Genomic DNA, 12,634 nt, shown 5'->3' on the forward strand with positions numbered 1-12,634 from the left:
AGCTCGCCAATGTCCTTGTCGCGGCGCTTGTCGAACCAGCGCACCGTGGCGCCCAGCACCCCCAGGCGGGCAGGCCGGCGGCCACCATCAGCGGCGCGGCGATGAACAGGAAGCCCAGCGCCGGGTCGCTGCCGTACAGCACGGCGACAGCGCGCGCGCTGTCGAACAGGCCGGGCATCCAGTTGCGCACGACCACGACCAGGGCCGGGCCCATCAGGGCGGAAAACAGAATGGTGACGAAGAAGCGCACGCCCGCTTCCTTGGCAGTTTTTGGCCACATAAACATGAACCCCAGTGAGGTTGCGGCAGCGCCGGCCAGGACCGGGATGCCAAAAATTTTAATCAGTGCGCCGCCGGCGGCGGTCGTTTCGAGGGCCATGTAGTCTCTTTCAGGTGGTGGAAATAAAAAAACCGCCGAAGCGGGTCTATCTTTGAATCGGGGGCGCATTCCTCCTACAGGTTTCCTTCGGAGGTAAAGGCGAGGGTAGGAGCGCTTCCAGCTGTGGTACATACCCATGATTTTGGCTGTCCTACTGCTGGAATTAACCTATAGGTACGCTCACCCAAGGAGAATGCGGCGTTTGCACCTGAAGGGGCTGCCAGTAATCCGGCCGAGACGGATCCTCCACTTACGAAGTCACCGGCACCAAATTTCCAGCCGGGCGTTCCAGCGCCGAGTGTCACGCCAGCTTTATACTCACATCCAGAACTTGACCATTTCACATTGCCGCTGCCAATTGTCACCGTGCCAGAAAAAATTACATTGGTGGAAACTGCTTTTTGACCGAAAGGAGTAACGTGAGCATTGAGGACGTCTGAATTGAATATTGAGACAAAATCCACGGTCGGATAATATGCAAGGACAGAATCGTGAATTTCCACGGAATTATTGCCGCCGCCTGTTGTAATAATATTGTTGGAAATGGAGCCGCCATAAAATTCAACACGACACCCCGTTCCAGTAAGCGTCATGCCCCCGGTGATGAAACAACTTGTAAAAACAGTCTGCTTCTCGGAGTAGCCAATATTGACAGCAGCACCAAAACCACATGCCTTAAATTCGTACTGTCGAAGGTTGCCAGATGGAATGCTTACGTCGCCGCCGAAATTGCAGCCCTCGATCATTGCTTGAATTGCTAAGCGGCTGCTGTAGCGGAACTCGACAGGACCAGAAAATATTTTCAGTCCTTGCAAAAATCCAGTAGCCACACCAATTTGTGTTTTTACATTGCTGGTTCCCTCGATTCGACTGTCGATCACGGAAACGTCACCAGTGATGATATGGGTGAAATCCGTCCCGTTGCCAATTGTCCGTTCTGAGTGTAGGCCGATCATAACGTTATTCAACCCAGAAAAATACATCGCCTTCCCGTGGCAAGTTTCGATCTGCACTCGATTGAAGTTTGTGTGGTTTGATGTATCTGTCCCATTGAAGACACCCCAAGCATATTCCAGATCGTTCCCGCATTCTTCGACAACGGGGCTTTCCACGATTGAATCCCAAATGGCTTCGTACTTTTGCCCAAAGCCATTAAACCCGAAAGTGCGGACATTCTTAATTTCTCCCTGGCCCCCATAACATTTCCAAAAAATACCATTACGAGCAACAGCCCTTCGTGTGGCTACACTATCCGTTGATAATCCAGATTGAACTTGAAAGTTTGAGTAAACACCGAGCTTGCCGGTGGTTGTTGCAAAAGAAATTGCCGTCCCAAGTCCGGTGTAATTAAGTGTTGAAAAAACAGAGCTATCGCCAATGATGCCGACGAAGAACTCAGGTAGAACAATCCCTTGGTCAATTCGGTATCCGATAGCCGTAACAGATGGAATGTATATACCAACCCCGATCAATTTACCGGCATTTACGGCTGCCTGGATCATTGGGGAATTGTTGATAAGCTGGCTTGGAACAGCTTCAAACCACAGAATGTTCATGCGCTCCACGCCCGCGCGCTTGTATCGAATGCCATCAGCGCGAACAATTGTCGTGCCGCCATTATCGGCGCTCGTCGTATCGGAGTCGTCACGCAGGAACATGCCGGCAATTCCACCAAACGACTGGCCCATGATGCCCGTTACATAGATGCTTTTGCGAGGACTTGTCGAAGCGCGCACCGCCGCGTAATCCAGCAGCTGCAAAGCTTCAAACGATTGAGCCACGCTTTCACCGCCGTTGCCGATATACGTCGATCCAGACGGCGATGCGAGTGCAAATCCTAAATTTCCCACCCCCTCCGCCTTGCGCGTCCAAACCGTCGATCCATCGGCACGTTTAAGGTTGATGTCGTACGCGCCAGTGCTGGCCAGATACAGTGGCGTCGGCAACTCCCCCCGCGCATTGAGCGCGATATACTGGCCGCCCAGTCCATCGGCCGTGTAGGTCTGCGGCACCGTGCCCTCTGGGTCGGTATAGGCCACTTTCTGTGTCGTAGTGCCAAAAGCATACGTGTACAGGCGACCGCCGACCAACGTGATGCCGTCATCAGTGAATTCCTGGACGTTGAAAAGTGCTGGCTGGCTTGCTGACATGGTTGGCCCTGGAAACAAAAAAGCCCCGCATGAGCGAGGCTGGAAAAGAAAAAGCCGCCGGGAAGGGCGGCTTGCTTGGTGCGCGGGGTATGAGTTACTGCTGCTGGATGCGTACTGGAGTCGACAGATTGCCGGAAAGGCTCCCGCCGGCCTGGCCAGCAAGAGCGCCGACGCCGCCATTCAGCATCAAATTGCGGTCGTTGAGCTGCTGCACGATTTTGACGATGGCATTCATGTTCTGCTGGCCCTCAGCGCCGCGCGACAAGAGCATGGCACCCATCTGGTTACGGACGGATTCGGGCACCGCCACGCGGTTCCAGACGTTCTTGGCGGCGCCAATGGCGGCCAGCGGGTTGCCTGCCTTGGCCGATGCCAGGCTGGAACCTGCCTCGGATAGCACGCGCGTGTCCATATCCCCCATGCCAGCCAGGCGCGCCGCCGTCTGCGAACCCACTCCCACGCTCTGGATGCGCTTCAATTGCGCCTCCTTGGCCACATCAGCGGCAAACTCGCGGTAGGCGCGCTGGCTTCCGAAAATCGCGCGCAACTTCTCTTGCGTCGCCGGCTCTTTCCACATGTTCATGATGTTGGTCTGGCCGCCCTGGGTGCCGAGCTTTTCGCGCAGACCCTCAAAGGCGCCGATGCGGAAGGCCTGCAGCTCGTTGTCGCTCATGTTTCGCACGACGGTGTTGATGCTGGACTCACCCTGATTGATGGACTGCTTGCCGGCGTTGGCCGCGTCGATCAGGGAGCTGGGTTGCGAGAACGCGTTGCGAGCGGACTGATACAGCGATACCCGGGTTTGCGGGTCGGTCGTGACCGTGTCGAGTTCGTTGATTAATTTGCTGCGCAAGTCAGTGATCGAGCGGCCCAGCGCCGTCACGGTGCCATCAGGCTTCGTCGCGTTCGAGGACTTCAATAGGTCATCCAAGCCTTGCTTGACGTGATCCAGGTCGCCCATTCCCCACTTGCCGGACTGGTTCATGATGCCATTCGCTGCGGGCGTTCCGTCGATGGTAAAGGGCTGCTGGTAACCAGTCGCAATCTTGCGGCCGAGCGCTACGGCGCCCAGCTTGTCAGCGTCGGCAACGATGGCTTTCAAGGTATCTGATGGCTGCACCTCAATTTGGCGCAGCTGCGCATACAGCGGTGCCGAATCTCGCGTGCGCCGGGCGATCAAAGCGTCCACGGTGGTCGGCAGGCGCTGGCCCTGCGTATCGAGGGCTTTCTCGGCAGAGCTGCGCATGCGATCGCCCACGCTGGCCGTGCGTTGCCGCTGCAGGTTGAACACGGATTCCTTTGTTCGGCCGGGCAGGGTGGCCAGCGTGTCGAGCAGTTGATTCGTATTGCGGCCGGCGGCGTCTGTCAGCACTGCTTCGTCGCCCAGCTTGCCAAAGCGGGCGGCCACCTGGGTGAGCGGGTTGACGTAGCCTCCGGTCGCCAGGGTGCCGCGTGCGTCGCGCGCAATGGCCTCGGCTACCTTTTGTTTTGCGTATTCGAGGGCGGATGACTGGGAAAAGCGTTGTTTCACATTGCCTGCCACGGCGCCCAGCGCGCCGGTGATTGGCGAGGCCACACCACCCAGAGCCGCGCTGGTAGCCGCGCCTGTGGCTGCGTCGCCCAGCGTACCCGCGAAGGTATCGGCCTTGGACTGCGCTGCACCCAGAACGCCGCCATACGCCGCACCGATGCCGGCCGCCTGCGCCGCCTTGGCGCCAGTGCCCATGATGCCGGGCGCGGCGCGCGCCATCCCCGCCATCTGCATCAGCTTGGCGCCACCCTTGACTGCCGCACCGCCGACTGGCAGCGTGGCCAGGATATCCCCGCCCACTTCACCGGTACCCGTGGCAATCGGATAGGCTTCCTTGTACGGCGCCAGGTCGGCCGTCAGACGGGCGCGGCCGGCGTCGGCATCGTCGACCAGCCATTTCCCGGCGCGCGCCAGCATGTTCGGCGGCGGCCTGTTCCCGGTGACCAGGTCGGACATGGATGGCGTCGAGGTGCTGGTCGCATCACCGAGAACGCCGTACCATTTTCCCAACAAACGCTGGGCGCCGAGCGCCAGGCGGCCGACGCTGGTGCCGGCACCAGCCGTCATGGCTTTTGCGCCGCCCAGGAACGTACCCTCATTCGTATTGGCCGATGGCACCGGCCCTGCAGCGGGTTCGGAGGACTGATTTCCGCCAAGGTGATTGACGATATCCGATGCCTTGTATCCAGCGCTCGACGCTGCCTTGCCTTGATTTTTTCACCATATTCAGGCATGGCGGCCAGGTGGCCGACAATCTCAGCGTCACCATAACCGGCTGCCTTAGCCTGGGCAATTTTCTCTTGAACGGTAGCCATGGATTATTTGAAAATGTCGTTTAGGGATGGCTTCGCGGCACCCGAATCTGCCGTGAATGCAGAGTTTCCGGCGTTCCTTTTCAAACCTTGGATCGTGGTTTTTCTGGCCTTGGATTTTTGAGCAATCACGCCAGCGCTGTCGCCTGGCTGCGGGAAATATTGCTTGACGGCATTGTCGAATTCCGATGCGGCAATAGCAGCACCAGACTCTTGCCGCAACACTGCATTCACAAAATCGCGCTGGGCCTGTTCAGCCTTTTGATCATTTTCAGTCAACGAAAACTTGTTTGCGGCAGCCCCTAAAGCGCCACCGATAAGCGGGAAGCCCTCCGCGGAGCGCTTTGCATTGACTGCTGCCGGCCTATAGTCTATCAAGTTCAAAATCTTGTCAGCCTCCTCCGCACGAGCGCCGAAGATTGCACTCTTACCCTCAAACTCGGTTGGTTTGCCTTTGACGATTGCCGGATCAGCAGGGCCGCCAGGGATAAATGCGAGGGTTCCATCCGGGTTGGCGCGATACCCATTGGGGACACGACCCTGGCTCGCTGACTCACGCGCACGCGCATCGACCTTATTTTGCCCGGATACCGTCACAGCACGGTTTGCATCGCCCTCGGACTTGATGCGCTGGTCAGTGATGCCGAACTGGCGCACTTGCTCCCGCTGCTTCAGCTGCTCGAGCTCCTGCTGAAACTGTTCCGTTACCGATTGCCCACCGCGCATTGCATCAGCCTTCCATTGCGCAAATGCTCTTGGATCTTGGGCGGCGGCCTGGATGCGAGCAATACCTTGTTCGTACTGACCCGGCTTTGAAAACAAACCCAAGGCGCGGCTTTCATCAGCCCAGGCCAGCGCATCCTCAGGGCTTTGCACCATGGCCAGCTTCTGCGCCTGAAAGTTGTGCAACGCGGTCGACTGCGCCAGCTTTTTCACAGCAGTTTCTGCATCGTCCTTGTCGGCGGCGGCGGTTCCCTTGCGGCGCTCGATCAGCGACTTGTCGAGGGCGTCGGCCGCTGCGAAGCCTTCCGGCGAGGCCGTGCCTCGCATCGCCTGGATGCGTTGATCGTCGGTGGCACCTTGTGGCAAGCCCATTAGCGCCTGGCGCAGCTGGTCGGCCCGTTGGCGAGACTGCACGCCGTCGCTATATTTCTGCTGGCCCGCGGCCAGTTCCAGGGCGTTCTGACGCAGGGCATTCTTGCGCGAATCGGCCGCATCATACTCAGCCGTATATTCCATGACCGATTTCGGCGGCCGCAGATACTGCTGGAAAATATTATCGTCTGCCATTTTTCAATTCCCGATCAAGGCGAGTAGCCGAAGCCGTAGTCGTTAAAGTTGGCGGTCTGGTTCGTCGCGCCTTCTGTGATGCCCTGCATGGCGTTGCCTCCGGCATTGCGGCCATACAGCGCAGCGATCTGGTTGCCTGCATTGCCCCAGATATTCCCCTGGGCCAGCGTGGCAGCGCCCGCATTATTGGCGGCGGCCTGCGTCAAGGCATTGTTGGATGCCGTGGTCTGGGCGCCCAAGGCGCTGACGTTCTGTGTGCTGGTCTGGCCGATCTGCGCCAGCGCCGCCAGGCGGTTCAACCGGTCGCTGCGCGCCTGGTTCGCGCGGTTGTAGGCCGCGCTGTAGCCGCTGGTGGCGTAGTCGGTGCCATACTGGGCTGCTGCCTTCAGCGCTGCGCCGGAAATACGGCCGCCGGCGGCGGACGTCTGGCGGTTGATCGCCTGCTGGCCCTGGTCCAGGCCGAACTGGTAGCCGGGCTCGAGTTGCACCTGACTCCGGTCGAGCGGCGTGTCATTTTCAGTGGCGAATGTGCCGAGCGCCTTGGCGCCAGCGTCGCGGTATGGCGCATAGTCGGCACGATTTTGGTCATACTGACGCGCATTCTCCGCCAGCGACTTATCAGTACCCGCCGCCTGTTGGTCGCCCGCTTTGCCGGCCGCTTTCGAGCTGATGAGGGCGCCGCCCACTGTGCCCCCAACAATTGCTGCTGCTACCCAAGACATAATTTTTCCTTCGCGCTGAGCGCATCATGATTCTCGCAAATCAAGTCGTCCTCAATGAGCGCCAACTCTGTTACATCCGTCCGGAAGACATTGATGAAGATAGTGTCCTCATGCGCATAACCGATTTTCTGGATACCAGCTGGCGATGTCACGGTGTAACCAGCCTGAACTCTCAAGCAGCCGGTTTCCGTCATGATGGTGATATCCCCCTTTGCCACGATATTGACGCACGGCTTGCGGTGGATCTTGCCAACTAGTTCGCAGCCCTTGGGGATGAACAGTGTGCGCGTGTAGAGGCCATCAATCAGCGATTCCGTGAAAGGCAGACTCACGAGATCGGGACTAGCCAGCATTTCGTCCTTGCGTTTGGCTATTGCCGACCTGGTTGCCTCGCAATCGGCACCTGGCTCAAATGGCGCGACACTGCAGTCCATCAGTTGCTTAATCTGCATCAGCCAGCCACTCCGATCTCACCTTCACCCGAAATTGTCAGTGCGCTGGCGGTACTCGCGCCACCCACCAGAAAGTCTGGCGCGTCCATGCGCAGCAGCCCATACCAGTCATACGAGGAATTGGCCGCCACGACCTGGCCGGCGCCCACCGCTTCGGTGCCGGCGGCATTGGCGCCGGTCGCGCCCAACCACAGCGAGAAGCTCACGGCGGCCGCAGTGCGGTTCGTGATGCGCAGGTGCTTCAGGATGATGAACTGCGGCGAGGCACCTGCATTCACGCCGCCGCTCGCCGCCGGTGGATTGAGCAGGTTGGTGGTCAGGGTCGCGCTCAGCGCCAGGGGGCCAAAGCGAAATGTCTTATTCGATGCCATGATTTCCTCTTAGGTATTTTTAACTGGCCAGAGAACATCATTGCTCTCGGCGTCTTGCAACAAGAATATGGCCGGGCCAGGTGGGCCGGGCACGCCTTGCGGGCCGGGTGGCCCCGGGGTGAATTCAGGCGAATCCGGGTCGGCAGCAGTGAAGAACAGTGCCGGGCCGGGTGCGCCGGCTGCGCCCTCGATGCCTGGGGGCCCTGGGATAATGTCTGCCGATCCTGCCGAGTCGTCCATGAAGGCCAGCGCCGCGCCCGCGGCGCCAAATGCGCCGGCGGCACCGGATGCGCCGTCCTTACCGGGCAGACCTATCTGGCCGAGCGCCTCGCTGGTGTCGACCACTTGGGTGTTAAGGGATAGGAAATAGCGCGCCCATTCCGGCGTGAGGTATATCTCGACCTGCTTGCCCGCCACCATTGCGGTACCGATGGCAATGCGGGTAGGTGCTGGAACGCTAATCATCGATGGCCGCCGCATGGATATTGAATGGGACCGGATCAGAGCAGCGGATCCGGAAAACGCGGTCGTGCGACGTTCCCAACATCATCCAGCGCACTTTCTGCATCCAGCGCCCGACGGCGCCGAGCTGGCGCAGCAGCTTGGGGCCGAAGGTATAGCCGCCATCGTTCGACAGTTCGAGCGTGACGTTGCCGCCATAGCCGGTGGTGCATGCCAGTTCCAGACCAGTGAAGGTGATCGGCTCCATGCTACCCTTGACCATGTGGGGCCAGGTGCGCTCGCGCACCAGCGGATCGCCGCCCAGGGTGTAGGTGGCGGGATCAATCTTGTAGAGCTTACCGGCGGCATCGCCAGCGTATTGCGCGCCATTGGCGAAACAGACGTCGGTAGCGCGCAGCGGCGCCCAGCCATCCCCCCATTCAGCACGTTCATGCCATTGCTGCATGGCGGCGTCATAGACCAGCGTGGTTTCCATCCCCGGCGCGTTGATGCCGATGAATTCATGGCCATCGACCTGGTATGTCCACATGCTGGCTGCTGCGATGTTGGTCGACTTGGCCAGCAGCTGCTCGATGGCGCGCGTGGAAACGCGAGCAGGGGCATGGCCCAGCATGCGATAGACGATGCCGCTGCCGGTGCGCGTCTGGCCGATCCAGAAGATCGAATCTGCAGCGACGATGGCAGCATCCTTGCCGACGCAGCCCACGTCGATCTGCGCCGAGTTGTAGCGCACGAAGGGGAATAGGGCGCCCCCGCTGTTGATCCAGATTTCGGTGGTGTAGGTGCCCAGCAAGATCAATTCTCGGTGCAGCACCTTGCTGGTGACGATGTTGTCCGGCTGGGCGTCGGCCGAGGTGAAATCCAGGGCATCGAGCTTGCTGGCGTCGTCGAGGGCGGTGATGTAAAACTGGTCGGTACCGGGTGCCACAAAGATCATGTAGCCGTCGATGAAGTCGACCGTATTTGATCCGCGCCAGGCCGGCGACGTGATCGTACCCAGCACATTGCTGGCCAGGGTGTAGACCTGGCCCACGGCTCCGGACACGATCACCAGCTGGGTATTGTTGTGCGCCATGCCGACGGCACCTCTGGACGACACCAGCGTGCCGCGGCTGACGGCGGCGCCGGCCACGATCTCGAACAAGGTGCTACCGGCCACCACAAACCAGCGGCCCTCAACGTTGCGCTGGCCTCGAATTTCGGCGCCCAAGTCAAGGAACAGGGCCAGGCCCGGGGCCGATACCTGCGTCAGCACGCGCGTCTCGCCCAGACCCTCGATCTGCTCCAGATAGCAGTTGATCGCCGTCTGCACAGCTGCCTTGCGGTCATCCAGGTGGTAGCTGGGGCCAATGCAGGCGACGTAGTTGCGGCCAGCCATCAGTTCCAGCCCTGCAAGATGTTACCTGCGCAGTTGGGGGCCATCGGATTGGCGCTCAACACGGCAGGACGAATATTGCCATTCTTGATGCGGAACAGGGCGCGCTGCTCAGCCAGCACCAAGTCGGCCGTCACCTTGCCGATCAATGTCGGTGCCATGGCCACGGCCAGTGAGGCGGAAAATGCGCCTTTGTAGCCTGCGGGCATCAGGTAGTCAGTATCGATGTCTGCGAATTGCGAAAATGCCTTGCGCGACAGCACGTTGATGATGCTGCCGCTGGAGGCCGGGTACAGAAAAATGGTGGAAAGGCCATCACGGGCCCATACCTCAGGGCGGCCGCCGGTTGTTTTCAGCTGAATGTTGTTGTATTGCGCCATGGTGATGGGCGTCATGGGAAAGTCGTCTGCCTGTAGCTGCTCGACCTGGTCGCCTGGCGCAATTGCCGCAAAATCCCCGATGCCCAGCGTCAGAGCTGGCCCCGCGACCATGCCGGATACAATCTGGTCCTGCGGCGGCATAGTTGTACCGACCGACCAGTCATCAGCAATCGTGTTGAGCCGGCGCAGGCAGGCAGCAGCGAGATCGGCATCTACCACCTCACCTGGCGCAAGCCGGTTCATGGCCTCGAGAGCCAGGCTGATGATGGTGCGGGCGGTGACCACTGTTTATTCCTTCGGCAGCAAGGCTACCAACTTGGCCAAGCCAGCGCCGTCCGGATAGCTGATGCCGGCCGCATCGAGCTGGGCACGGACACTGGCGGCGAAATCTGCTTGCGTCGCTGGCGCGACTGCAACGGCGCCAGCGCGAGCCGGGCCGTAGCCGGCGGAGACCAGCGTGTCGTGTTCGGCTTCGTCGCTGGCAACGGCAAAGCCGATGCCTTCCTTCAGTTTCATATTGAGGGGGTACATGTTGTGCTCCATTTGATTGGGTGAATGCGAAAAGGCCAGCGTGTGGCTGGCCCAGGCCGCTTTAGTTGGTGCGACGTACCGAGAAGTTCGGCAACGTCACGGCGGCGCCCCACAGGACATCAAAGCGGCTGATGAACTTGTTGGCGGTGATATCGAAGCCGCGCACGAAGCGCAAGCTGATGCCGCCTTCGTCAGCCATCGAGGCTTGGTAAGCCATGTCCATGCCGCCTGGCAGTTCCTGCTTTGGCGATACGAAGGTCAGGGCGTCGCGGTGCCAGACCATGTTTTGCGTGTAGGTCGTGTTGGCCGCACCCGAGGTGATCGTGATCGCAGCACCGGTGGCTGGGCGCGCCGTCACGTTTTGGTAGGCACCACCAGCAATGATTGCCGGGCTGGCGATGATGGTGGCATTACCGCTGGCATCCGACGATACGGCAGCCGTAACCAGGAACGACTGCAGCACGCCCGTCGAGGCCTTGGTTTCCGGGTTTACCGAAAACACGCCCGCAATGGTGTAGGTGTCACCGGCATTCAAGCGCAGTGCGGCGGCGGCTGTCCAGCCGTTCGTCACCAGCGAGGTGGTGGCTGCGTACGGATTGTCGGTCGCACCGACGTTGATGATGCCCTGGTTGGCGCCATTCACCAGCGGCACACCGCCCAGCGGGCCGACCGTATGCGATGGGACGTTTTGCGACATGGCGATGTCGAGGCCGGCACCGGTCTTGATCACGCCGGTCTTATACTGCTCGCCCAGCACCTCCTTGTTGTTAAACAGACCGGACAGGCCTGCCACGATGGTGGCGTTTGCACCAGGTTCGATGGCAGCCATGCGCTGGCCGTCGCGCGGAACGCTCATGCGGTCCAGCGGCACACCGGCTTGCAGCAGGTCAGCAAAGGTCGCTGGCGGCGTGCCAGGCGTACCGACTACTTGGTGCGTACCGTTTTTGAGAACCACGCCCAGGCGGTAATCCAGCAGGGCTGCGAGTTTCAGGCCAGCCGGCTTCAGGTAGCGTTCTTTGAATGCTTTGCTGACCTGGTTGTTACCGCCCACGCAGGTGGTGAGTTCGGTCGAGCCGATGGCGAAGTCCAGGCCAAGCAGTGGCTGCAGCGTGACATCGACGCTGCGCTCGGTGATGTCCTGAACCACGGCGGTTTCACCGTCGCGGTGCATGAACTGGACCGGCGCGCGCGCGCTGATTTTTTGGCCCGGCTTGAGATCCTTGTCCCAGGCGTCTTTGTAATCCGTGTTCGTATTGCCCAGGAAGGCGGATGCGTTGTGCGCGATGCGCAACACTTCATTGGTGATGATCTGCGAGGTGACGAGTGCGTTTGCCATGGATGGCTCCTAATTAACGTTTTGCCTGTTCCTGAGCATTTGCCCAGGCGATATAGGCCTTGGTGTTGGATGGATCGGGCATGCTGCTGGTCTTGCCAGCGCCATTGCGTGGCGCTTCCAGCGGCGCTGCCGCGTTGCTTGGCTTTGGCTTGCCTGCCTTACCGGCTGCCGCGATCTTGTCTTCGATGCGGGCGATCGCGCGGCCAGCCTGGGTAGGCGACATGGTTGCGATACGTTCGGCTTCTTCGACGTTGTCCGGGTCAGTCAGGTACTCGATCAGGCCTTTCGGGTTGTCGGATTCGAAAATCGCATCAGTGGCGGGCTTGGGCGCGCCGCTGCGATCTGCTAAACCGCCAAACACATCGTCCAGATCGGATGCCAGTGTGTCGAATTTCTCGGTACCCCATTCCTTCGCCAGCGATGCGACGACGCCCTGGCGGCGATCAACCACGGCCTGTTGCTGCGTCAACGCTGGTGCAAGCTGCTTGGCTTGCTCTGCGATGTGACGCTGCAATTCAGCGCGGGTCATCGATACGGGCTCGTCGTCGTTCTCGTCGGCGTGCTGCTGTTGCTGCTGCGATGGCTGTACGGCGGCCAGCAGCTCGTGTTTCTTGCGCGTCAGGTTGTCGACCCGACGGCGCAGGCGTTCAATTTCGCGCTGTTCGAAGGTCTTTTCCTTCTTTGGCTGGTCGCCAGCCGTGCCGCCGTCTTCACCGTCCTCGACACCGGTCGTGTTACCGGTATCATCCTGGTGGTTATCGTGTTCGGCGCCGGTATGATCGTTGTTCGTGGCGCCCGCCGCGGCGTCGCCGCCTTGTGGCAATGCGTTTTCAGTGGTCAAGG

Annotated in this window: 13 protein-coding genes; all 13 read right to left on the bottom strand. The window is 60.1% G+C overall.

Annotation, left to right across the window (positions count from 1 at the left end; all coding sequences use genetic code 11):
• On the bottom strand, window positions 1-379 hold a 379-nt coding region (locus JAB1_RS22845; RefSeq protein ID WP_070281906.1), incomplete at its 3' end, for a hypothetical protein.
• Between the two features lie 74 nt (window positions 380-453).
• Window positions 454-2,529 (bottom strand): hypothetical protein, encoded by a 2,076-nt coding sequence (locus JAB1_RS29700; protein WP_139144652.1) that lies wholly within the window; start codon window positions 2,527-2,529, stop codon window positions 454-456.
• 94 nt (window positions 2,530-2,623) lie between these two features.
• Window positions 2,624-4,627 (bottom strand): hypothetical protein, encoded by a 2,004-nt coding sequence (locus JAB1_RS22850; RefSeq protein ID WP_139144653.1) that lies wholly within the window; start codon window positions 4,625-4,627, stop codon window positions 2,624-2,626.
• Between the two features lie 251 nt (window positions 4,628-4,878).
• On the bottom strand, window positions 4,879-6,162 hold the full coding sequence (locus JAB1_RS22855) for a hypothetical protein (protein WP_070281908.1): 1,284 nt from the start codon (window positions 6,160-6,162) through the stop codon (window positions 4,879-4,881).
• Between the two features lie 14 nt (window positions 6,163-6,176).
• The gene (locus JAB1_RS22860) at window positions 6,177-6,884 is read right to left on the bottom strand and encodes a hypothetical protein (RefSeq protein ID WP_139144654.1); all 708 of its coding nucleotides are present in this window, start codon (window positions 6,882-6,884) and stop codon (window positions 6,177-6,179) included.
• On the bottom strand, window positions 6,872-7,336 hold the full coding sequence (locus JAB1_RS22865) for a hypothetical protein (protein ID WP_070281910.1): 465 nt from the start codon (window positions 7,334-7,336) through the stop codon (window positions 6,872-6,874). The genes JAB1_RS22860 and JAB1_RS22865 overlap by 13 nt, the downstream gene beginning before the upstream one ends.
• Window positions 7,336-7,707, bottom strand: a complete 372-nt coding sequence (locus JAB1_RS22870; protein ID WP_070281911.1) for a hypothetical protein — start codon at window positions 7,705-7,707, stop codon at window positions 7,336-7,338. Before JAB1_RS22870 ends, JAB1_RS22865 begins: the two co-directional genes overlap by 1 nt.
• Window positions 7,708-7,716: 9 nt before the next feature.
• Entirely contained in the window at window positions 7,717-8,172 is a 456-nt protein-coding gene (locus JAB1_RS22875) for a hypothetical protein (RefSeq protein WP_070281912.1), read from the bottom strand.
• The gene (locus JAB1_RS22880; RefSeq protein WP_070281913.1) at window positions 8,165-9,547 is read right to left on the bottom strand and encodes a packaged DNA stabilization protein; all 1,383 of its coding nucleotides are present in this window, start codon (window positions 9,545-9,547) and stop codon (window positions 8,165-8,167) included. Before JAB1_RS22880 ends, JAB1_RS22875 begins: the two co-directional genes overlap by 8 nt.
• Entirely contained in the window at window positions 9,547-10,209 is a 663-nt protein-coding gene (locus tag JAB1_RS22885) for a hypothetical protein (RefSeq protein WP_139144655.1), read from the bottom strand. Before JAB1_RS22885 ends, JAB1_RS22880 begins: the two co-directional genes overlap by 1 nt.
• 3 nt (window positions 10,210-10,212) lie before the next feature.
• Window positions 10,213-10,455 (bottom strand): hypothetical protein, encoded by a 243-nt coding sequence (locus JAB1_RS22890; protein ID WP_070281915.1) that lies wholly within the window; start codon window positions 10,453-10,455, stop codon window positions 10,213-10,215.
• 61 nt (window positions 10,456-10,516) lie between these two features.
• Entirely contained in the window at window positions 10,517-11,791 is a 1,275-nt protein-coding gene (locus tag JAB1_RS22895; RefSeq protein WP_070281916.1) for a P22 phage major capsid protein family protein, read from the bottom strand.
• A gap of 13 nt (window positions 11,792-11,804) precedes the next feature.
• Window positions 11,805-12,632 (bottom strand): hypothetical protein, encoded by an 828-nt coding sequence (locus JAB1_RS22900; protein WP_139144656.1) that lies wholly within the window; start codon window positions 12,630-12,632, stop codon window positions 11,805-11,807.
• Between the last annotated feature and the right edge of the window lie 2 nt (window positions 12,633-12,634).

The organism is Janthinobacterium sp. MP5059B (genome assembly GCF_001758645.1).
In the GTDB taxonomy this organism is placed as follows: Bacteria; Pseudomonadota; Gammaproteobacteria; order Burkholderiales; family Burkholderiaceae_D; genus Janthinobacterium; species Janthinobacterium lividum.

Excerpts from the sequence above, each read along its gene's own strand:
- JAB1_RS29700 (WP_139144652.1), bottom strand. The coding sequence starts at position 2,529 with ATGTCAGCAAGCCAGCCAGCACTTTTCAACGTCCAGGAATTCACTGAT.
- JAB1_RS22850 (WP_139144653.1), bottom strand. The coding sequence starts at position 4,627 with ATGACGGCTGGTGCCGGCACCAGCGTCGGCCGCCTGGCGCTCGGCGCC.
- JAB1_RS22855 (WP_070281908.1), bottom strand. The coding sequence starts at position 6,162 with ATGGCAGACGATAATATTTTCCAGCAGTATCTGCGGCCGCCGAAATCG.
- JAB1_RS22860 (WP_139144654.1), bottom strand. The coding sequence starts at position 6,884 with ATGTCTTGGGTAGCAGCAGCAATTGTTGGGGGCACAGTGGGCGGCGCC.
- JAB1_RS22865 (WP_070281910.1), bottom strand. The coding sequence starts at position 7,336 with ATGCAGATTAAGCAACTGATGGACTGCAGTGTCGCGCCATTTGAGCCA.
- JAB1_RS22870 (WP_070281911.1), bottom strand. The coding sequence starts at position 7,707 with ATGGCATCGAATAAGACATTTCGCTTTGGCCCCCTGGCGCTGAGCGCG.
- JAB1_RS22875 (WP_070281912.1), bottom strand. The coding sequence starts at position 8,172 with ATGATTAGCGTTCCAGCACCTACCCGCATTGCCATCGGTACCGCAATG.
- JAB1_RS22880 (WP_070281913.1), bottom strand. The coding sequence starts at position 9,547 with ATGGCTGGCCGCAACTACGTCGCCTGCATTGGCCCCAGCTACCACCTG.
- JAB1_RS22890 (WP_070281915.1), bottom strand. The coding sequence starts at position 10,455 with ATGTACCCCCTCAATATGAAACTGAAGGAAGGCATCGGCTTTGCCGTT.
- JAB1_RS22895 (WP_070281916.1), bottom strand. The coding sequence starts at position 11,791 with ATGGCAAACGCACTCGTCACCTCGCAGATCATCACCAATGAAGTGTTG.